The sequence below is a fragment of the Arthrobacter sp. HS15c genome (genome assembly GCF_040812005.1).
In the GTDB taxonomy this organism is placed as follows: Bacteria; Actinomycetota; Actinomycetes; order Actinomycetales; family Micrococcaceae; genus Arthrobacter.
The window spans coordinates 14790-34692 of sequence record NZ_JBFOHM010000009.1 but is presented as its reverse complement, the minus strand read 5'-3'; the positions used below and the strand labels follow the sequence as shown (position 1 = coordinate 34692).

The 19903-nt window shown below is 65.5% G+C and carries 19 protein-coding genes; 14 read left to right on the top strand and 5 right to left on the bottom strand.

What is annotated here, in order from left to right; all coding sequences use genetic code 11:
- Window positions 1-23 precede the first annotated feature (23 nt).
- From ABV518_RS15690 to ABV518_RS15630, 13 genes are all read left to right on the top strand, one after another.
- Window positions 24-227: a ubiquitin-like protein Pup gene (locus ABV518_RS15690; RefSeq protein ID WP_131133000.1), complete on the top strand. Its 204-nt coding sequence runs from the start codon at window positions 24-26 to the stop codon at window positions 225-227.
- A gap of 81 nt (window positions 228-308) precedes the next feature.
- A complete protein-coding gene (gene prcB, locus ABV518_RS15685; RefSeq protein WP_367768387.1) occupies window positions 309-1127 on the top strand; it encodes a proteasome subunit beta in 819 nt (272 codons plus the stop codon).
- A 1-nt stretch (window position 1128) separates the two neighbouring features.
- Window positions 1129-1836 carry a proteasome subunit alpha gene (gene prcA / locus ABV518_RS15680; RefSeq protein WP_131133002.1) on the top strand — a complete coding sequence of 236 codons (708 nt, stop codon included), beginning with the start codon at window positions 1129-1131 and terminating at the stop codon, window positions 1834-1836.
- Window position 1837: 1 nt separating this feature from the next.
- Entirely contained in the window at window positions 1838-3202 is a 1365-nt protein-coding gene (gene pafA / locus ABV518_RS15675) for a Pup--protein ligase (protein ID WP_367768383.1), read from the top strand.
- Window positions 3203-3309: 107 nt separating this feature from the next.
- Window positions 3310-4245 carry an FKBP-type peptidyl-prolyl cis-trans isomerase gene (locus tag ABV518_RS15670; protein WP_367768380.1) on the top strand — a complete coding sequence of 312 codons (936 nt, stop codon included), beginning with the start codon at window positions 3310-3312 and terminating at the stop codon, window positions 4243-4245.
- Window positions 4246-4319: 74 nt separating this feature from the next.
- Window positions 4320-4715 carry an FKBP-type peptidyl-prolyl cis-trans isomerase gene (locus ABV518_RS15665; protein WP_131133005.1) on the top strand — a complete coding sequence of 132 codons (396 nt, stop codon included), beginning with the start codon at window positions 4320-4322 and terminating at the stop codon, window positions 4713-4715.
- 105 nt (window positions 4716-4820) lie between these two features.
- A complete protein-coding gene (locus ABV518_RS15660; RefSeq protein ID WP_367768376.1) occupies window positions 4821-6806 on the top strand; it encodes a helix-turn-helix transcriptional regulator in 1986 nt (661 codons plus the stop codon).
- A gap of 10 nt (window positions 6807-6816) precedes the next feature.
- Window positions 6817-7158, top strand: coding sequence for a hypothetical protein (locus ABV518_RS15655; protein ID WP_367768375.1), 342 nt, complete (start codon window positions 6817-6819; stop codon window positions 7156-7158).
- A gap of 32 nt (window positions 7159-7190) precedes the next feature.
- Entirely contained in the window at window positions 7191-7466 is a 276-nt protein-coding gene (gene tatA, locus ABV518_RS15650) for a Sec-independent protein translocase subunit TatA (RefSeq protein WP_131133008.1), read from the top strand.
- A gap of 48 nt (window positions 7467-7514) precedes the next feature.
- A complete protein-coding gene (gene tatC / locus ABV518_RS15645) occupies window positions 7515-8309 on the top strand; it encodes a twin-arginine translocase subunit TatC (RefSeq protein WP_310163888.1) in 795 nt (264 codons plus the stop codon).
- A gap of 24 nt (window positions 8310-8333) precedes the next feature.
- A complete protein-coding gene (locus ABV518_RS15640) occupies window positions 8334-11279 on the top strand; it encodes a DEAD/DEAH box helicase (RefSeq protein ID WP_367768371.1) in 2946 nt (981 codons plus the stop codon).
- Between the two features lie 58 nt (window positions 11280-11337).
- Window positions 11338-12996 carry an amidohydrolase gene (locus tag ABV518_RS15635; RefSeq protein ID WP_367768369.1) on the top strand — a complete coding sequence of 553 codons (1659 nt, stop codon included), beginning with the start codon at window positions 11338-11340 and terminating at the stop codon, window positions 12994-12996.
- Between the two features lie 100 nt (window positions 12997-13096).
- A complete protein-coding gene (locus ABV518_RS15630) occupies window positions 13097-13840 on the top strand; it encodes a polyprenol monophosphomannose synthase (RefSeq protein ID WP_367768983.1) in 744 nt (247 codons plus the stop codon).
- A 123-nt stretch (window positions 13841-13963) separates the two neighbouring features.
- On the opposite strand, the gene ABV518_RS15625 is transcribed toward ABV518_RS15630, so the two are convergent.
- The 4 genes from ABV518_RS15625 to ABV518_RS15610 form a co-directional block, all read right to left on the bottom strand.
- On the bottom strand, window positions 13964-14311 hold the full coding sequence (locus ABV518_RS15625; RefSeq protein WP_367768367.1) for an RNA polymerase-binding protein RbpA: 348 nt from the start codon (window positions 14309-14311) through the stop codon (window positions 13964-13966).
- Between the two features lie 278 nt (window positions 14312-14589).
- Window positions 14590-15537: an SPFH domain-containing protein gene (locus ABV518_RS15620; protein WP_367768365.1), complete on the bottom strand. Its 948-nt coding sequence runs from the start codon at window positions 15535-15537 to the stop codon at window positions 14590-14592.
- A 38-nt stretch (window positions 15538-15575) separates the two neighbouring features.
- Window positions 15576-16040, bottom strand: a complete 465-nt coding sequence (locus ABV518_RS15615) for an NfeD family protein (RefSeq protein WP_310163877.1) — start codon at window positions 16038-16040, stop codon at window positions 15576-15578.
- 134 nt (window positions 16041-16174) lie between these two features.
- On the bottom strand, window positions 16175-17062 hold the full coding sequence (locus ABV518_RS15610) for a methyltransferase domain-containing protein (RefSeq protein ID WP_367768362.1): 888 nt from the start codon (window positions 17060-17062) through the stop codon (window positions 16175-16177).
- 89 nt (window positions 17063-17151) lie between these two features.
- Here ABV518_RS15610 and ABV518_RS15605 point away from each other — a divergent pair, with 89 nt between their 5' ends.
- Window positions 17152-19203, top strand: a complete 2052-nt coding sequence (locus tag ABV518_RS15605; RefSeq protein ID WP_367768359.1) for a prolyl oligopeptidase family serine peptidase — start codon at window positions 17152-17154, stop codon at window positions 19201-19203.
- Here ABV518_RS15605 and ABV518_RS15600 read toward each other — a convergent pair.
- Window positions 19200-19880 carry a peptide deformylase gene (locus ABV518_RS15600; protein WP_367768356.1) on the bottom strand — a complete coding sequence of 227 codons (681 nt, stop codon included), beginning with the start codon at window positions 19878-19880 and terminating at the stop codon, window positions 19200-19202. The two genes, ABV518_RS15605 and ABV518_RS15600, sit on opposite strands and share 4 nt — an antisense overlap.
- Window positions 19881-19903: the final 23 nt, after the last annotated feature.

Below are 19903 nucleotides of genomic sequence, written 5' to 3'. Positions count from 1 at the left end.
GCTTTAACACGAGGGAGATAACAATGGCAGGCCAGGAGCAGCAGCAGCCGCAGTCGCGCGACAGCCAGGTCGAAGAGGACGTGCCGGAGGCCCCTCCCGCGCCGCCCGAAGCGCAGGCGTCGGCAGCGACCCAGGGCGTGGATGACCTCCTTGACGAAATCGACGGTGTGCTGGAATCCAACGCCGAAGAATTCGTCCGGGCGTTTGTTCAAAAGGGCGGTCAGTAACCGGTCCACCACGGCGGCGGAAGCCGCGGACGGCCGCAGATCTGGCAAGACGTTGACTTACTACGTTGAAGGAGTGCATCAGTGCAGGAATCAACCGCCCATCAGGTAGCCGCCAACGCGACGTCGTCGTTCACCGAGCATCTGCAGCGGGACCGGCCCGAACTGCTTCCCTATAACCGGGACTTACCCACGGGAGCAGGCGCCACTCCGCTGCAGGTGCCGCACGCCACCACCATCGTGGCCATGAGCTACGACGGCGGCGTGCTGATGGCCGGGGACCGGCGGGCCACCATGGGCAACGTCATCGCAAGCCGCCACATCGAGAAGGTGTTTCCCGCCGACCAGTACTCCGTGCTGGGCATTGCCGGGACAGCCGGCATAGCGATCGACCTCACCCGGCTGTTCCAGGTTGAACTTGAGCACTACGAAAAAATTGAGGGCACGCTGCTGAGCCTTGAGGGCAAGGCCAACCGGCTGGGCGCCATGATCCGGGGCAACCTGCCCATGGCGCTGCAGGGGCTGGCGGTCGTGCCGCTCTTTGCAGGTTTCGATACCGCCGCAGGGTTTGGCCGGCTGTTTTCCTATGACGTGACAGGCGGCCGGTACGAGGAACGCGAACACCACACCGTCGGTTCCGGATCGGTGTTCGCCCGCGGCGCCCTGAAGAAACTGTGGAGGCCAAACCTGACCGAAGCCGAAGCTGTTGCCGTCGCCGTGGAGTCCCTCTACGACGCCGCCGACGACGACTCCGCCACCGGCGGCCCGGACCCGGTACGCCAGCTGTGGCCGGTGGTGTACACGGTCAACCGGAGCGGCGCCCGGCGCGTACCGGAACCCGAACTGGCCGCCGTGGCAGGCAGCATCATTGAATCGCGGACCATTGCCCGGCGGGAGGCCTGATATGACCCAGCAGTTCTATGTTTCCCCCGAGCAGCTGATGAAGGACCGTGCGGACTTCGCACGGAAGGGCATTGCCCGCGGCAGGTCCGTGGTGGTGGTCAGCTGCCAGGACGGGATTGCCCTGGTGGCTGAGAACCCGTCCCCGTCGCTGCACAAGATCGGCGAGATCTACGACAAGATCGCCTTCGCCGCGGTAGGGAAGTACAACGAGTTTGAGAGCCTCCGGCAGGCGGGCGTGAGGTACGCCGACGTCCGCGGCTATTCGTATGACCGGGAGGATGTCACCGCCCGCGGGCTGGCCAGTGTCTACGCCCAGAGCCTCGGCGCCGTGTTCACCGCGGAACAGAAACCCTTCGAAGTGGAACTGGCGGTCGCCGAAGTTGCCCCCACCCAGGAACAGGACCACCTTTACCGGCTCACCTTCGACGGGTCCATCGCCGACGAGCAGGGGTTCATCGTGATGGGCGGCCAGGCTGACCGCGTGTCGTCGGCCATCGCTGACGGCTGGAACGCGTCGCTGCGGTTCCCCGGGGCGATCCGGCTGGCCATGGGCGGGCTTGTCACCGATGCCGAAGCCGGTGCACTCCCGGCCACGGCAGTCGAAGTCGCCGTCCTGGACCGGTTGTCGGAAAGCTCCCGCGGATCCCGGCGCGCATTCCGGCGATTGAACGACGCCGACATCACGGCACTGCTTGCTGAGGAGGACTGAAATGGACAAGAGAATCTTCGGTATCGAAACCGAATTCGGCATTTCGTATTCGAGCCCCGATTCGCGGCCGCTGGCCCCGGAGGAAGTGGCCCGCTACCTTTTCCGCAAGGTGGTCAGCTGGGGACGGTCGTCCAATGTTTTCCTGACCAACGGCTCACGCCTCTACCTCGACGTCGGCTCGCACCCCGAGTACGCCACCGCGGAATGCGACGACCTCGCGCAGCTGATCGCCCATGACCGGGCCGGCGAACTGATCCTCGACGACCTCGTGGAGGAGGCACAGTCACGGCTGGCGGCAGAGGGCTTCAACGGCACCGTCTACCTGTTCAAGAACAACACGGATTCCGCCGGCAACTCCTACGGCAGCCACGAGAACTACCTGATTCCGAGGCGCGGAGAGTTCTCCCGGCTCGCGGAGATCCTCATCCCGTTCCTGGTCACGCGGCAGCTGATCGCCGGCGCCGGGAAGATCCTTAAGACCCCGCACGGCGCCACTTACGCGTTCTCGCAGCGCGCGGACCACATCTGGGAAGGCGTGTCATCAGCCACCACCCGGTCCCGCCCCATCATCAACACCCGGGATGAGCCGCACGCCGACGCCGAATTCTTCCGCAGGCTCCACGTCATCGTGGGCGATTCGAACATGTCCGAAACCACCGCGCTCCTCAAAGTCGGCACCGTTGACCTCATCCTGCGCATGATCGAGGCCGGGGTGATCATGCGCGACATGCGGATGGAGAACCCCATCCGCAGCATCCGCGAGATCTCCCATGACCTCAGCGGCAGGGCACTGGTCCGGCTGGCCAACGGCCGCCAGCTTACCGCCCTGGAAATCCAGCAGGAATACCTGACGAAAGTCACCGCCTTCGTCGACGAGCACGGGGCGCACAACCCTCACGTGCCAATGATCCTGGACCTGTGGGGCAGGACGCTGCGGGCCATCGAGAGCGGCGACACCAGCTCAATCGACACCGAGATCGACTGGGCCATCAAGAAGAAGCTGATGGACAACTACCGGGACCGGCACGGACTTGGCCTGGACGCACCCCGGATCGCTCAGCTGGACCTCACCTACCATGACATTTCCCGGACGAGGGGGCTGTACTACCTGCTCCAGGCCAGGGGCGCCGTGCGCCGCGTGGTCGATGACACCGTGGTCAAGGACGCAGTGGACGCGCCGCCCCAGACCACCCGCGCCAAACTGCGGGGAGACTTCGTTCGGCGGGCGCAGGAACTTGGCCGGGACTACACCGTTGACTGGGTCCACCTGAAGCTTAATGACCGTGCCCACCAGACCATCCTCTGCAAGGATCCGTTCCGCAGCGTGGATGACCGTGTGGATGCGCTCCTGGACTCTATGGGCTGACACACAGCTTCAGGGGCTATTCTGGATAGGGCCGTTCTTCGGCCGTGAGCTGCGCCGAGCGAAATTTTCCGGCGCGGCGTCCATCCTGCCCCGACGAAAGTTCTTACGTGCGCCGACTACTTGCAATCCTTATCCCCGGTCTGCTGCTGCTTACCGCCTGTGGAGGCGGGACGCCCGCAGCACCGGAGCCAACCAGCCAGTCCGCAGGCGATACTGCCAAGTTCGACTCCCTGAAACTGACGGACAACGGGGACAAAAAAGCTCCCGGTGTTGAGTTCACCAAGCCGCTGGATGTAGCGGAGCCCACCATCAAGGTCGTCGCGGAAGGCAGCGGCGACACCGTGAAGGCGAACCAGGTGGCAAACATCTCCATCCTCGCCCTGAACGGCACTGACGGCGCCACACTCGAAGATACCTTTGCCGGCGAACCGGAGCCCCTGGAACTGAACGAGGAACTCAAGACCGGAAGCGCAGTCATCTATAACGCGTTCGTCGGTTCCAAGATCGGTTCAACGCTGGCCCTTGCCATTCCCGGCCAGGCAGCAGCCGCTGAAGGTGCCCAGGCCCAGCCCACCCAGCTCCTGCTGATCAAGGTGCTCTCAGCTACAGATGTTGCCCCGGTGCTCGAAAAGCCCGAGGGCGAAACAGTGACCCCGCCGGCCGGCCTGCCCACCGTCAAGGACAACGACAAGGGCATACCGGAAATCTCCGTTGAGGGCGTGGCAGCCCCCACTGCCCTCGTCTCCCAGGACCTGATCAAGGGCACCGGCCCGGAGGTCAAGGAAACCGACACGCTGACCGTCAACTACGTGGGCGTCACCCTCGTGGGCGGCACCAAGTTCGATTCAAGCTTTGACCGCGGCGAGACGGCCAGCTTCGCGCTGACCGGCGTCATTCCGGGCTGGACGCAGGGACTTGCCGGCAAGACGGTGGGCTCCCGGGTCCTCCTGGTCATCCCCAAGGACCTCGCGTACGGTGACGCAGGCCAGGGCGAAGCCAAGGGCGACCTTGTCTTCGTTGTGGACATCCTCGGCGCCAAGTAGCCGCACCGCGGGCCCTCACCGGGCCCGGCAAGACCAGCAACACATCACCCGCCCAACAAAACAAAGGAGCAAGCATGTCATTTGGTCAGCGCGATTTCGACCGCCAGAAGCCGGAAATTGACTTCCCGGAAGGCGATGTCCCCACTGAACTGGTCATCACCGACCTCATCGAGGGCGACGGCGCCGAAGCGAAAGCCGGCGACACCGTCTCCACCCACTACGTAGGCGTCGCCTGGTCCACTGGCGAGGAATTCGACGCCTCGTGGGGCCGCGGCGCGCCGCTGGACTTCCGTGTCGGCGTCGGCCAGGTCATCCAGGGCTGGGACCAGGGCCTGCTGGGCATGAAGGTGGGCGGCCGCCGCCGCCTGGAAATCCCCTCGGAGCTGGCCTACGGCTCACGCGGTGCCGGCGGGGCCATCAAGCCCAACGAAGCCCTGATCTTTGTGGTTGACCTTGTGGGCGTCCGCTGACGCGGAGCGCCTGAGGCCTGAGGGCGCGGTAACGATCGGAATGACCTAAGCCGATCGTTACCGCGCCTTCTGCTTTCCCCGGCGGATTTTAGTAACGTAGCGAGGGTGCCCGCATCCCGTACTGAACGCCTGCTTAATCTCCTGATCGCCCTCCTGAACACGAAATACGGCCTGCGCCGCAGCGAGCTGCGCGAAACGGTCTACCGCGACGTTTCCGGCAACGACGTCTCTTTCGGCCGGATGTTCGAACGTGACAAGGCTGACCTGCGCCACTTCGGGTTTGACGTCGAAACCGTCACCGACCTTGGCTGGAGCGAGGACGACCCCGCCACCACGCGGTACCGGATCGGCAAGGAGTCCAACCGGCTTCCGGAGGTTGAACTCAGCCCCGGTGAGTGGACCGTCATCCTGCTGGCCTCGCAATTGTGGGAACGCGCGGCCCTTGGCACTGCCGCGGCAAACGCACTGCGCAAACTCCAGGCCTCCAGCCGCCTCACCGACGTTGAACTGCCCGTCGGAGTGCAGCCGCGGATCAAGCCTGCCGGCAGGGCCTTCGACGATCTCGTTGCGGCCATGCATGCCCAGCACCCCGTCAGCTTTTCCTACCTCGCAGGAAGCACCGGCAAGGACGAACAGCGCACCGTTGAACCATGGGGCCTGGGCAGCCGGTTCGGCCAGTGGTACCTCGCCGGCTACGACCGGATCCGCCAGGCTCCCCGGTACTTCCGGCTGTCCCGCTTTACCAGCGCCGTCACAGTCCTGGCCAAGGAGAACTACGCACCGCCCAGGGAGTTCAATATCCGGGCGGAGCTGGACCGGCTGCCGGAACTGCCGCTGCTGACCGCGCAGGTGGATGTCCGCGCCGGCCGACTGCTGGGGCTGCGCCGGCGGGCCGTTGCGGGGACGGAAGGGCATAGCGACAAGCCCGACGCCGGCTACGACCGTCTGGACGTCCAGTACAGGGACGTCGAGGTTCTTGCCGAGGAACTCGCCTCCTACGGCCCGGACGCCATGGCCGTGGCGCCCGGCGAACTCGTCGCCGCTGTCACGCGCAGGCTGCGGGCCGCTGCCGATTTCTGCGCGGCCCCCGTGCCAGCCATTACCTTCAATGACCAGCCCAGAGCTGGGAACGTGCGGAAACGGACCTCCGAAGACCAGCTCAAGCGCATGCTCCAGCTCGTTCCGTTCTTGGTCCATAACCAGGGACTGCACATCAAGGACGTTGCCGAACGGTTCGGCGTCAGCCGCGAGGAACTTGAAGAAGACCTGCAGATCCTCATCTGTTCCGGGCTGCCTGAGGGGTACCCGGACGACCTCCTCGATATCCAGTGGGAGGACGACCACGTGTACATCACGCAGGACCTGGACCTGAAAAGACCGGTCAGGTTCACCGTCGAGGAGGCCTGCGCACTGCTTACCGGCCTGGAAACGCTGAACGGGCTGCCGGAACTCGCCGAAGGCGGCGCGCTGGAATCAGTCACCCTCAAACTGATGGCAGCGGCCGGCGAGGAGGGGCTGCGGGCGGGGTCCCTTGCCGGACCGGCAGTCGGTCCAGCTGACAGGGCCACGCTTGACCTCGTCCGCCAGGCGGTCGCTTCCAGGTCCCAGCTGCACCTGGTCTACCTGTCGCCCCAGGGCGACCGGGTTTCCGAGCGGGAGGTGGATCCGCTCCGGCTCTATTCGCTCGACAACACCTGGTATTTCGAGGCCTACTGCCACTCAGCACAGGGCCTGCGGAACTTCCGCCTGGACCGCGTGCAGGAACTTCAGCCGAACGGGAACCCGGCGTCGGCCGCGCTGGCGCCGAACGAAGGCTTCCCGGCAAAGCTGTTCACACCCAACGACGACGACACGACCGTCACGGTCCAGCTCACCAGGCAGGGTACGGGGCTGGCCGACGATTATTACGCCGAGCGGACATCAGAGCTGCCCGACGGGGGTTTGCTGGCTGAGATCCGCTTTGGCAACACGGCATGGCTGCCCATGTTCGTGGCACAGCACGGCGGCGCAGTGCGCATCCTCGAACCACGGGAGCTTGCCGACCAGTCGCGTGCCTGGATCGAGGCGTCCCTGGCCAGCTACGGGGGCTAGACTTCTCAGCATGCCTTGGTGGTCTTGGATCCTTATCTGGATAGCGCTGGTTGCGCTGTCCCTGCTGTTTTATGTCCTGTTGGGCATCCGGCTGTTCCGCCAGTTTATGGCGACGCTCAAGGACCTGGGCGCGGCCGGGGAGAAGCTGGGCCATCTCAGCTCCGCCGTCCCGCCGGCGCAGCCGGAAGACTCGTCCGCCCAAGGTACAGCCGTTTTTGCCTCTCCAGTGCAGATGCGACATGATTACCACACATCCAAATCAGCCCGCCGGGAGGACCGCCGCCAAAGGCGGATCCAGCGCCGGACTGACCGTGGCCAGCGGCAGTCGCTTGGCGATCTGGACTTCACTTAGACGTAGGATGTTTTTAGAGGAAAGGAATTCCCGTGGGAAGACTCTTTGATGGCCCCTGGCCGATTGTCATTATTATCGTTGTTGCTTTGCTGCTCTTCGCTGCCCCCAAGCTTCCTGCCATGGCGCGCAGCCTTGGCCAGTCCATGCGGATCATCAAGTCCGAGGTCAAGGAAATGAAGAACGACGGGAAGACCGAAACCCCTGCCGACACGACCGGACCGGTGGAGGGCAGGATCGTCAACCACCCCCAGGCAAAGCCCGGTGAGCCGACGGACGGTACTGACGTACCGCCGTCGAACCGCGCCTAACGCACGGTGGCACTGACGAGGGGCCGCAAAGCCAACCCAGAGGGCCGGATGGCCCTCTGGGACCACCTCAAGGAACTCAAGAACCGGCTGATCAAATCCGGCATCGGCGTCCTGGTGGGCGCAATCGGCGGGTGGGTTCTCTACAACCCGCTGCTGTCGGCCCTCAAAGAACCGGTGGACAGGATTGCCCTGCAGACCGGTGGGGTTTCGTCGGTCAACTTCTCCAACATCGGGTCGGCCTTCGATTTCCAGCTGCAGATGTCGCTCATTATCGGCCTGGTCATTTCCAGCCCGATTTGGATCTACCAGCTATGGGCGTTCATCACCCCCGGACTGACCAGCACGGAACGCCGCTACACGCTGGGCTACATGGCCGCAGCCGTGCCGCTCTTCCTGGCCGGCATCTGGGCCGGCTGGCTGGTTGTGCCTCAGGTAGTGCGTGCCCTGACGCAGTTCACCCCGGCCGGATTCTCCAACATCATTGACGCCAGGGACTACATCGACTTCGTCACACGGATGGTGCTTGTCCTGGGGTTCGCTTTCCTGGTCCCTGTGGTCCTCGTGGGGATCAACATGGCCGGTGTAGTCACCGGCCGGACCATCCTCAAGGCCTGGCGCATCACGGTCTTCCTGGTCTTCGTCCTGGCGGCCATCGCTGCCCCCGGAGCCGACGCGATCTCCATGTTTATGCTGGCAGGCCCGTTGCTGGTGCTCTTTTTCGCCGCCATCGGCATCTGCCTGCTCAACGACAAGCGCCGCGCCCGGCGGGTAAGCAAGCGCGAGGCTGAGACTGAGGCCACAGCCGACGTCGCGACGCCCGGAAACGAACTGAAGAACCTGTAGCGCCGCGCCCACTAGGCTGGAGTCATGTCCTCTATTTCCGGGCCGCCTCCTGCGGGACCGTTCTCTTCCCGGCCAACCGTTCCAGCGCAGCTCTCACCTTCTGACAGGTACCAGGCCAGCAAGGAGCGGACAGCCGAGGCCGCCAGCTACCTGGGCGGTTTTATCCGAACCCTGGATTTCGAGCTGGACGACTTCCAGCGCCAGGCCTGCAGGTCCCTGCAGGAGGGTAAGGGAGTGCTCGTCGCAGCGCCCACCGGCGCCGGCAAGACCATCGTGGGCGAGTTCGCGATCTATCTCGCGCTCGAACGGAACCTCAAAGCCTTCTACACCACGCCCATCAAGGCGCTGAGCAACCAGAAGTTTGCCGAGCTGAGCGAAAAGTACGGGGCCGAAAACGTTGGCCTCCTCACGGGAGACACCAGCATCAACGGCGAGGCGCCCGTGGTGGTGATGACCACCGAAGTCCTCCGCAACATGCTCTACGCCGACTCCGCTTCATTGGATGACCTGGGTTTTGTGGTCATGGACGAAGTGCACTACCTCGCCGATCGCTTCCGCGGCGCCGTGTGGGAGGAAGTCATCATCCACCTGCCCAGCGAAGTCCAGGTGGCTTCGCTGAGCGCCACGGTGTCGAACGCCGAAGAGTTCGGCGCGTGGCTGGACACCGTCCGCGGCGACACCGACATCATCGTCTCCGAGCACCGGCCCGTGCCGTTGTGGCAGCACGTCATGGTGGGCAAGGAGATCGTGGACCTCTTCGCGGGCGAAACCACCTTTGATGAGATCGCGCCTCCCGCCGACGCCGAAACGGGTGCCCCGGTAACGCCGGCTGCGCCAGAAGAGGTGGCGGGCCGTGGATTCGAGGTCAACCCGGACCTGTTGGCCATGGCCAGGAGTGAGAGCCAGCAGAGCTTCCGCGGGCGTTTTGGCCACGGCGGCCGCAGCCAGCGCCGGCAGCACAAGCAGCGTGGGGATGACCGTCCGGGCCCGGGCGCCCAGCCAGCCGGTGTCCGGAAGGCCAGCCGCCCCCAGGTGATCGCCAGCCTGGACCGGCAGGACCTGCTGCCTTCCATTACGTTCATCTTTTCGCGCGCGGGCTGCGACGCAGCCGTAGCGCAGTGCGTGTCCTCCGGGCTGTGGCTGACCACGGAAAAGGAGCAGCGCATCATTGCCCAGCGCGTCGACGAGGCCGGGCAGGACATCCCCTCCGAGGATCTGGACGTCCTCGGCTTCTGGACCTGGCGCGACGGCCTGCTCCGGGGCTTTGCAGCCCACCACGCAGGAATGCTGCCCACGTTCAAGGAGGTTGTGGAAAAGCTGTTCGTCGAAGGCCTCGTCAAAGCGGTCTTCGCCACCGAGACCCTTGCCCTGGGCGTGAACATGCCGGCCCGTTCCGTGGTCCTGGAGAAACTCGACAAGTTCAACGGTGAAGCCCACGTGGACATCACCGCGGGGGAGTACACCCAGCTGACGGGCCGTGCGGGGCGGCGCGGCATCGACGTCGAAGGCCACGCCGTGGTGCTTTGGCAGCCGGGAACGGACCCGACGGCGGTGGCCGGCCTCGCCTCGCGCCGCACGTATCCGCTCAACTCCAGTTTCCGGCCGACGTACAACATGAGCATCAACCTTTTGGCTCAGTTCGGCCGGGCCCGCGCCCGCGAAATCCTCGAATCCTCCTTTGCGCAGTTCCAGGCGGACCGTTCCGTTGTGGGCCTCGCCAGGCAGGTGCGCAGCAGGGAAGAATCCCTGGCCGGTTATGCCAAGTCGATGACCTGCCACCTCGGGGATTTCACCGAATATGCCAGGCTGCGCCGGGAGCTGTCGGACGCCGAAAACATGACTTCCCGGAGCAAGTCGCGTGCCCGGAAATCGCTCAGCGATGACTCGCTGGCCAGGCTCTTGCCGGGGGACGTTGTGGACGTGCCGGGCGGCCGGGCGCCGGGTCCGGCCATTGTGCTGAGTTCGGATCACACCAGCCGGGAACCACGGCCTGCCGTCCTGACGCTGGACAACCAGCTGCGCAGGATCGGGACCGAGGACCTGGAAGGGCCCATCGCGCCCATGACGCGGATCCGGATCCCGAAGTCCTTCAACGCCAAGGTGCCCAAGTCGCGGCGGGATCTGGCATCGTCGGCGCGGAATGCCCTGCGGGAGAACCGGCCCCCGGCCGCCACCAGCAGCAGGGACATCGACTTCGGCCGCGCCACGGCCCTGCCCAACCAGGAAAAGCGCATCACAGAGCTGCGCCGCGCCCTCCGCGCCCACCCCTGCCATGGCTGCAGCGAGCGTGAGGACCACGCCCGGTGGTCGGAACGCTGGTGGAAGCTGAGGCGGGAAACGGATGCCCTGGTCCGGCAGATCCAGGGACGGACCAACACCATTGCCAAGACCTTCGACCGGGTCTGCGACGTACTCTCCGCCTACGGCTATCTGGAGACCGCGGCGGACGGCCGGCAGTCCATCAGCGCGGACGGCCAGCGGCTGCGGCGCATCTACGGTGAAAAGGACCTGCTGATCTCGCAGTCCCTGCGGCTGGGCGCCTTCGGTGACCTGGACGCCGTCGAAGTTGCCGCCCTCGCCAGCGTCCTGGTCTACCAGGCCAAGCGTGAGGACCGGGGCCTGCGGCCTCGGATGCCCAGCGTCTCGTTGGAATCGTCCGTGGACATAGTAATCCGTGAATGGTCGGCGCTAGAGGACGTGGAGGAGCAGAACAAGCTTCCGCTGACCGGCGAGCCGGAGCTGGGACTTGTCTGGCCGATGTACAAGTGGGCACGGGGCCGGCACCTGCAGGAAGTGCTCAACGGCACGGACCTCGCAGCGGGCGATTTTGTGCGGTGGGTCAAGCAGGTCATCGACCTGCTGGACCAGCTCGCCAAGATTCCCGGGCTGGAACCCCGCCTCGCGCGGCTGTGCACCGAAGCTATTTCGCTGATCCGCCGCGGCGTGGTGGCCTACTCTTCCGTGGTCTGACCTTCCTCCTGCCGCGCAGCACGTGCGCAGCCCACAATTCCTAGGAGCTTTCACAGTAATGACCGAAGCAACATCTGCCGCGTCCCCGAGCAAGCGCAACGTGGTGCTCTACCGCAACGGATCGGTGTACACGGCCGCTGATCCGTTTGCCACCGCCATGCTCGTTGACGGCGACACAGTCGCCTGGGTGGGTTCGGAGCAGGCAGCATCCTCGATCGCGGACAGCACCATGGAGATCATCGACCTCCGCGGGAGCCTCGTCGCGCCCGGGTTTGTCGACTCCCACGTCCACTTGACCGAAACGGGTATCGCCCTGGATTCCCTCCAGCTCGGCCAGGTCAGGTCCGCCCGGCAACTGCTCGACGCCGTCCAGGCCGCGCCCCGGAACGGACCTGTGCTCGGACACGGCTGGGACGAATCCACCTGGGCGGACCCGACACTGCCCACCCCTGACGAACTCGAGCGGGCTGCGGGAGGCCGGCACGTCTACCTGGCGAGGGCCGATGTCCATTCGGCGCTAGTATCGCGTTCCCTCACCGCCGCAGCAGGGTTGGCGGATCTTGACGGCTTCGCGCCCGGCGGCCACCTGAAGCGGGCCGCGCACAGTGCAGCCCGCCGGGCCACCCGGGACCTCCCCGAAGAGGCATTGCGCGGTTACCAGCGGCGCGCCCTGGCTGAGGCCGCTGCCAACGGCTACGTCGCCGCGGCAGAAATGGGGGCACCGCACATCGGCGGGGTGGCCGACCTTCGGCTGGCGGCAGCGTGGAACACCGGCGGGAACGGGAGCCAGGCGGTGCCGGAAGTGCTCCCGTACTGGGGAGAGCTTGCCCTGAACCAGGAGCACGCGCAGTCAATACTTGACGGACTGGGGGTGCGCGTCAGGGGCCTTGCGGGCGACCTGAATATCGATGGTTCCATCGGCTCCAGGACCGCGGCACTCCGTGCCGACTACAGCGACGCGGCGGGGGAGCGGGGCAGCCTCTACCTTTCGGTGGATGAGGCCGCTGCCCACCTCGCGGCGTGTTCCATGCTTGGCATTCAGGGCGGGTTCCATATCATTGGCGACGCCGGACTGGACACAGCCCTGGCCGCCCTCGACCTTGCCGCCGCCGACGTGGGCGAACAACGGATCCGTTCGGCGGGGCACCGGTTTGAACACGTCGAGATCGCAGATTCCAAAGCCGTGGCACGGCTGGCGCACTACTCCGTCACGGTCAGCTCGCAGCCCGGCTTTGACGCGGCCTGGGGCGCGGCCGGCAGCCTCTATGAGCAGCGCCTCGGCAGCCGCAGCACGGGGATGAACGCCTTCGCCTCGTTCTACTCCGCCGGCGTGCCGATCACCTTCGGAAGTGACAGCCCTGTGACGCCCCTGCGCCCGTGGGCCAGTGTGCGCGCCTGCCTGGAACACCACAACAACGATCAGCGCATCTCGGCCCGCGCCGCTTTCCTCGGCCACACGCGGGCGGGCTGGCGCGCAGCGAAGTACCACAACCCGATGGCCGGGCAGCTCGTGCCCGGGGCGCCGGCCAGTTTCGCCGTGTGGGAGGTTGAAGAACTTATGGTCCAGGTCGCTGACGGCAGGGTCCAGTCCTGGAGCACCGATCCCCGCGCCCGCACGCCCCTCCTGCCCGCGCTGGACACGGGAACCGACCCTGTCTGCCTCCAGACCGTGCGTGACGGTGCCGAGCTGTACTCCAGCCCGGCCCTCCGCGCATAAATCGGGTCAGCCCGCATCACCCTATAATGGGAAGTTGCGCCTGCCAGTGATTCCACTGCGCACCGGCGCTCTGACCGCTTTCATCCAGGAAAGGCTCTCTGTGCGCGTCCTCACCATCATTCCTACTTACAACGAGCTGGAATCGCTGCCCAAGACTCTTCAACGCCTGCGGCAGGCGGTCCCTGCATCAGATGTGCTGGTGGTGGACGACAACAGCCCTGACGGCACGGGCCAGCTGGCCGACAGCTTCGCTGCCGAAGACTCCCAGGTGCATGTCCTGCACCGCAAGGGTAAGGAAGGCCTGGGCGCAGCCTACATCGCGGGCTTCAGGTGGGGCCTCGACGCCGGCTACGACGTCCTGGTGGAAATGGACGCCGACGGCTCCCACAAGCCCGAACAGCTGCCCCTTCTCCTGGACGCCATCGATAAGGGCGCAGACCTGGCGATGGGTTCACGGTGGGTCGCCGGCGGCAGCGTGGTCAACTGGCCGCTGTACCGCCAGGCCATCTCCCGGATTGGCAGCACCTACGCCCGCATCATGCTGGGCCTGAAGATCAAGGACGTCACAGGCGGCTACCGGGCGTTCCGCAGGACCACCCTGGAGAAACTGAACCTCGACCAGGTTGATTCGGTGGGTTACGGCTTCCAGGTGGACCTCGCCTGGCGCGTCGCGAAGATGGGCCTGAAGATTGAGGAACGCCCCATCACTTTCGTGGAGCGTGAGCTGGGTGCGTCCAAGATGAGCGGAAACATCGTTGTGGAAGCCATGATTAACGTCACCAAGTGGGGCCTGCAGGCCCGGTGGAACAAGCTCACAGGCAAGAAGGATCCCCTACACGGATAACACCGGTGCCCCGCGGCGAGGCCGCGGGCACCTTGCGTGAGAAACGAAAAGGGCCGTCCCGCACCTCACGGTGTGGGTCGGCCCTTTTAGTGTGCGGCGATCACCGCCGCTGCGTCTGCGGTGTTACGCGGTGCGCTGGACCCCACGGCGTTCGCGAAGGATAGTCAGGCGGTCTTCAAGGATCTGCTCCAGCTCGGGGAGTGTCCGCCGCTCCAGCAGCATGTCCCAGTGCGTGCGGACAGCCTTTTCGTTGCTGGTGTCGGGACGCTCACCATCGACCAGAAGCGCTTCCTTGCCGGTCTTGGAAACCCAGACCGGGGGAATTTCCGCCTCCGAAGAGAAGGTGACAAAGACCTGCTCGCCATCCTCACACCTGTATTCGACACGCTGACGCGGAGCCGGCTCAACGCCGGACTCGGTCTCCATGCTCTGCGCGCCAAGGCGCATACCCCGCAGGCTGCGATCGCTCATGTTTTCTCCCTCTGGTCGGTTCGCGGAGCAAGGCCCCACGCTAGCCGGGGGCGGTATAGCGCCGCCGGACTACTGTGTGCACTGTGCTGCATCAATTGATTCAACGCATTGCGAAGCTTTCTTGTTCCGTCGGTTCTCACCGGACCGGACAAATATCCAATTATACGGACTCGGTGTCCTGATACCAAAAAACGAGGGGCTGCCAAAACCGCAGGCGGCCCACAACGGAAGGGGATCCGCACCAGAGTGCGGACCCCCTTCCATGTTTCGCGGGCAGGTCAGGACCCGGACTGCTTGGCCGCCACGTCGTCGAACAAGCCACCGCGTGCCTGCGGGTCAGGATTGGTGCCGCCGAGGGCGTTGCCGATTCCCTTCAGCGCCTCGCCGACTTCGCTGGGGATGATCCACAGTTTGTTCGAGCTGCCCTCAGCCAGCTTGGGCAGGGTCTGGAGGTACTGGTACGCCAGGAGCTTCTGGTCGGGATTGCCCTTATGGATGGCGTCGAAGACCTTTTGGATGGCCTGCGCCTCACCGTCGGCACGAAGGATGGCTGCCTTGGCATCACCCTCTGCAGCGAGGATGGATGCCTGCCGCTGGCCTTCGGCGGTGAGGATCGAGGACTGCTTGGTGCCTTCCGCGGTGAGGATGGCAGCGCGGCGGTCACGCTCAGCGCGCATCTGCTTTTCCATGGAGTCCTGGATGGAGTGCGGCGGATCAATGGCCTTCAGCTCAACGCGCGAGACCCTGATGCCCCACCGTCCGGTTGCCTCATCCAGGACACCGCGCAGCTGGCCGTTGATCTGGTCGCGGGAGGTGAGTGCCTCTTCCAGGTTCAGCCCGCCGACGACGTTTCGCAGCGTGGTGGTGGTCAGCTGCTCAACCGCCTGGATGTAGTTGGCGATCTCGTACGTGGCTGCGCGCGGATCAGTGACCTGGAAATAGACCACGGTATCGATGGATACCACCAGGTTGTCCTCAGTAATAACCGGCTGCGGCGGGAAGGACACCACCTGCTCGCGAAGGTCAAGGAGCGGCAACAGGCGGTCCACGAAGGGGATCAGGATGGTCAGGCCGGGGTTCAGCGTCCGCTGGTACTTGCCGAGCCGTTCCACAACGCCCGCCCGCGCCTGCGGAATGATCCGCACCGAGCGGACCAGAACAATTATCACGAACACGATCAGGACCACCAGCACAATGGCCACTGCGGCTCCTCCTGCGTTATCCATACATCTCCTCTTATCCCCAGTTGTTGTTGAAGCTGTATCTAGGCCGGGCTGGCAGTTTCCGGCTGCGCTGCGACCACGGCGGTTGCTCCGTCGATGGCCGACACCACAACCTTCTGGCCGGCAGGCAGTACTCCTGCAGCCGACCGGGCGGTCCAGACGTCGCCGCCGATCTTGACGAGGCCACCGGTGGAACTGACAGATTCCATCACCAGCGCCTGCTCTCCAATGAGCCGGTCAATATTGGTGCGCTGTTCAGTGGGCCCTTTTTTCAGGTGCGTCAGGGCCACGGGACGCACGAACGCGATCATCAGCAGGGACACCACACAGAAGACCACAATCTGCAGCCAGAGGTCGGCACCGGCAAAGTCTGCGATCAGGGCAGCGAGTGTTCCGCCACCGAGCATGATGAAGAACAGGTCGAGAGTGATCATCTCGATCACTGCAAAAGCGAGGAAGGCGGTGAGCCACAATGCCCACCAGTTCTCGCCAAGCCATTCAAACATTCCGTCCCCCTTCGACAGCCTTGGTCGCGCTGCGTGCAACGACGGCAGGCCCTCAGTACTGTCCTCCAATCGTAGTCCGCAGGGCCGCAGGGCGGCAGGGCGGCCGCATTTTCCCGGGGATAGTGGCCAAGTCGTTACCGCGGTGGGGCAGCCAGGCGGAATACGGTGATGCGGAACCGCGCCTCCACGGCGGTGCCCGGCGGCAGGCCGGCGAGCCGTGCAGCGAGCGCAGTACGGTCCAGATGATGGCCGGCCGGCCCCATGTAAGCGAGATCGACAACTTCATGGGGTGCCAGCACCAGCGGAAGGTCGAGGTCCCGGACAAACTCGACACTGAACTGACCGGACATCGCCTCAACCAGCCGGTCGTCTTTGCCTTCCTCGATCCCGAGCATTCCCGTCTGCCCGGCGATCGCCGCCAGGTGGCCCGACCGCGGTGTTACAACTACCAGCAGCCCGCCCGGCCGGAGGACGCGGGCAAATTCCGGCGGGTTGCGGGGCGCAAAAATCACGGTAATGACGTCCACTGCGTCATCCGCCACCGGCAGTCGCTGCCACACATCACAGACCAGGTTGGTTGCCTCGGGGTTGAGCCGGGCAGCCCGCCTCAAGGCGAACTTTGAGATGTCCAGGCCGATGGCGGTCACCCTGGCAGTGCCGGCCGGGGCCGCATCAAGCAGGACACGCAGGTAGTGGCCGGTACCGGTGCCCGAATCCAGTACGGTCGCGGCATCGCGGGGAAGGAAGGGAACGACGGCGGCAGCAACGGCGTCGGCCAGGGGCCGGTAGTGCCCGCCATCGAGGAAGCTGAACCGGGCGGCGACCATCTCGGCGGTGTCGGCCTCGAAGGCGGTGCCTTTACCAACCAGGAAATTGAAGTATCCCTGTTTGGCGGCGTCGAAGCTGTGTCCTGCCGCGCACACCAGCGCCTTTCCCGGAAGTGCCGGTCCGGCGTCGGCGGCCGAACTGAGCGGCGAGCGGCAAACGGGGCAGCGCAGCGCCAGGTCAGGTGTGGAAGGCATGTCCACCATCTTAGGGCCGCCGGACCGGCGCATCCGGCCCTTGGCCGGCCTGTTTCCCCGGTGGTGGGGCGCACGTTAGGCTCACGTGGGTGAAGCCAGAACACCTCCCGCTCCTGAACTCCGTCTCGGCGCCGGCCGTCCATCCCGACGGGAGCCGGGCCGTGGTTTCAGTCACCAGGCCGGATTTCGACGCCGACGCGTACGTAGGCCAGCTGTGGAACGTACCCCTGGATCCTGGGCAGTTGCCGCGCCGGATCACCCGTGGCTTCAAGGATTCGGCACCGGCTTTCTCCCCGGATGGCCTGGCGCTGGCGTTCGTCCGTGTTATTGGACCGTCAGCGAAACCGCAACTGTTTGTTGTTGAGGCCGGCGGCGGCGAACCGAGGGCTTTGACGGACCGGCCCCTCGGCGTCGAGGCGTTTGCCTGGTCTTCCGATTCCCAGCGGATTGTCTTCAGCTCACGGGAACCGGCCACCGGCCGCTACGGAACCAAGGAGAACGTTGGAGCAGGCGCCGAGGATCCGCGGCTGGTCACCGACTACCAGTATCGGCTCAATGGCGTGGGGTACATCCAGGACAAACCTGCCCAGATCTTTGTCCTGGACGTGCCTGAGTTCGGGGCGGAACCCCGCGTGGTTCCCCGCGGACGGGCGCAGCTGGACCACCACCCGGCCAGCGACGTTCCACCGGCCCGGCAGCTGACGTCAGCCGCCTTCGATCACGGGAGTCCCGGATTCAGCGCCGACGGTTCATTTGTCTACTTTGTCACCGCACCGCCAGGCAGCGACGACACCCTGGAGACGGGCATCTGCCGGGTTCCGGCAGGCGGAGGGGAGCCGCTGCGGGTGGAGCCAGCGGGAGCCCCGCGGCAGACCGTCCAGTCCGTCCGGCAGTCCCGGGACGGGAAGTGGCTGTTCTTCATCGCCCGGGGACTCGGCGAAACCGGTATGGACTTTGTGGCCCGCAACGCTGTGCTGTACTGCATGCCCACCGATGGAGGCGACGCCGCAGCGCTGACTGACCCGGAGATGATGGACGTCGCCTGCCCCGGCGGCCGGATTGAACTGCGTGGCCCGGCGGGGGCGATCGTCCTGAACAATGCCCAGGGAACCGTGGAACTCCTGGAATTGCACGCTGACGGCGACCACGCATTGCTGGTGCACGGGGACAGGGTGGTCACGGGAGCCGCCTGGGCCGGAGGATCAATGCTGGTCTCGTTCAGCGACCCTTCCACTGCCGGCGACCTGGCCGTCCTCGACGACGGGCAACTGCGGCTCCTCACCGATTTTTCCGCCGGGCTTCGCGTGCAGTCAGACGTCATTGTCCCCCAGGAGCTGACGTTCCCTTCTGCGGACGGATACCAGGTGCACGGCTGGCTGGTCAGGCCCGCCGGCAAAGGGCCCCATCCGGTGCTGCTGTCCATTCACGGGGGGCCGTTCGCCCAGTACACGGTGGCGCTCCACGACGAAGCCCAGGTCTACGCGGGCGCGGGGTATGCGGTGCTGATGTGCAATCCCAGGGGCTCCGCCGGCTACGGCCGGGAGCATGGGCTGGCTGTCAAGGGAGCCATGGGCATCCTCGACATGCAGGATGCGCTGGCTTTCCTGGAAGGCGCCCTGGACAAATTCGCGGCCCTGGATGCCGGACGGCTTGGCATCATGGGCGGGTCTTACGGCGGCTACCTCACCGCACAGACCATCTCCCGCGACCACCGTTTCTCGGCGGCCATCGTGGAGCGCGGGTTCCTGGATCCGGTCAGCTTCGAAGGCTCGGCGGACATCGGCTGGTACTTCGGTGCAGAGTACATGGGCCGGTCACGCGCTGCCGTGGCCTCGCAGAGCCCGATGGAGCATGTGGACGGGGTCCGGACTCCTGTGCTGGTCATTCACAGCGAGGACGACCTCCGCTGCCCGGTGGAGCAGGGCCAGCGCTATTTCACGGCCCTGAAGCGGAACGGGGTTCCCACGGCGCTACTGCTCTTCCCGGGCGAGGACCATGAACTCTCCCGGACAGGGACGCCGCATCACCGGCGCCTTCGGTTCGAGCACATCCTTCGCTGGTGGTCCCGCTTCCTGCCGACGGCGGGCAACCCGACCGGCCCAGGAGCTGAGGGCCTGCCCGACGGCGGCACGCGGGGCTAGTGCTTAGGCAGGTCAGGGAGGCCGGGGAGGAAACCCAATGCCGAGCGCGCCTTGCCGATGCCGGGCTCTGCCCAGTGGGCGGCATATTCGGCGTTGCCGCTCAGGGACCGCAGCTCTGCCCGGTCAACGTACAGCGTTCCCTGGAGGTGGTCAGTTTCATGCTGCACGATCCGTGCCTGCCAGCCGGTAAATTCCCGTTCGGCCGGCAGGCCGCCGGGCTCATCGAAGTTCAGCCGAACCCGCTCCGGGCGGACCACCACGGCCTGCAGCCCGTTGAGCGACAGGCAGCCTTCGAAGAACGCGGCGGCTTGGGTGCCCACGGCGCGGTACCGCGGATTCAGGACCGCGAGGAACTCCAGCGGGGTCCGGTTCCGCACGGCCGCAGCGTCAGGGTCGACGTCGAACTTGTCTTCTAGCACCGCGAGCTGGAGGGGAATACCCAATTGCGGGGCGGCAAGCCCCACTCCCGGGGCCTCGTGCATCACGCGCTTCATCAGGTCAACAAGCTGGTCCAGTTCGCCGGCCGTTATCTGGCCGTCAAAGGCGGCGGCCTGCTGCCGGAGTACCGGATGCCCAGCCTGCACAATGGGCGGCAATGCTTCCGCCGACAGGATTTCCTGGACTGTTTCCTGGATGCGCGCAGGACTGAAGGGCGTCGGCGGCGATGCATGACTCATGGGGAACAGCCTAGCGGCGCAAA

Coding starts and splice junctions, on each gene's coding strand:
- prcA (WP_131133002.1), top strand. CDS start 1,129: ATGACCCAGCAGTTCTATGTTTCCCCCGAGCAGCTGATGAAGGACCGT.
- ABV518_RS15625 (WP_367768367.1), bottom strand. CDS start 14,311: ATGAGCGATCGCAGCCTGCGGGGTATGCGCCTTGGCGCGCAGAGCATG.
- ABV518_RS15665 (WP_131133005.1), top strand. CDS start 4,320: ATGTCATTTGGTCAGCGCGATTTCGACCGCCAGAAGCCGGAAATTGAC.
- ABV518_RS15640 (WP_367768371.1), top strand. CDS start 8,334: ATGTCCTCTATTTCCGGGCCGCCTCCTGCGGGACCGTTCTCTTCCCGG.
- pafA (WP_367768383.1), top strand. CDS start 1,838: ATGGACAAGAGAATCTTCGGTATCGAAACCGAATTCGGCATTTCGTAT.
- ABV518_RS15635 (WP_367768369.1), top strand. CDS start 11,338: ATGACCGAAGCAACATCTGCCGCGTCCCCGAGCAAGCGCAACGTGGTG.
- tatC (WP_310163888.1), top strand. CDS start 7,515: ATGGCCCTCTGGGACCACCTCAAGGAACTCAAGAACCGGCTGATCAAA.
- ABV518_RS15655 (WP_367768375.1), top strand. CDS start 6,817: ATGCCTTGGTGGTCTTGGATCCTTATCTGGATAGCGCTGGTTGCGCTG.
- ABV518_RS15690 (WP_131133000.1), top strand. CDS start 24: ATGGCAGGCCAGGAGCAGCAGCAGCCGCAGTCGCGCGACAGCCAGGTC.
- ABV518_RS15620 (WP_367768365.1), bottom strand. CDS start 15,537: ATGGATAACGCAGGAGGAGCCGCAGTGGCCATTGTGCTGGTGGTCCTG.
- ABV518_RS15615 (WP_310163877.1), bottom strand. CDS start 16,040: ATGTTTGAATGGCTTGGCGAGAACTGGTGGGCATTGTGGCTCACCGCC.
- ABV518_RS15610 (WP_367768362.1), bottom strand. CDS start 17,062: ATGCCTTCCACACCTGACCTGGCGCTGCGCTGCCCCGTTTGCCGCTCG.
- ABV518_RS15600 (WP_367768356.1), bottom strand. CDS start 19,880: ATGAGTCATGCATCGCCGCCGACGCCCTTCAGTCCTGCGCGCATCCAG.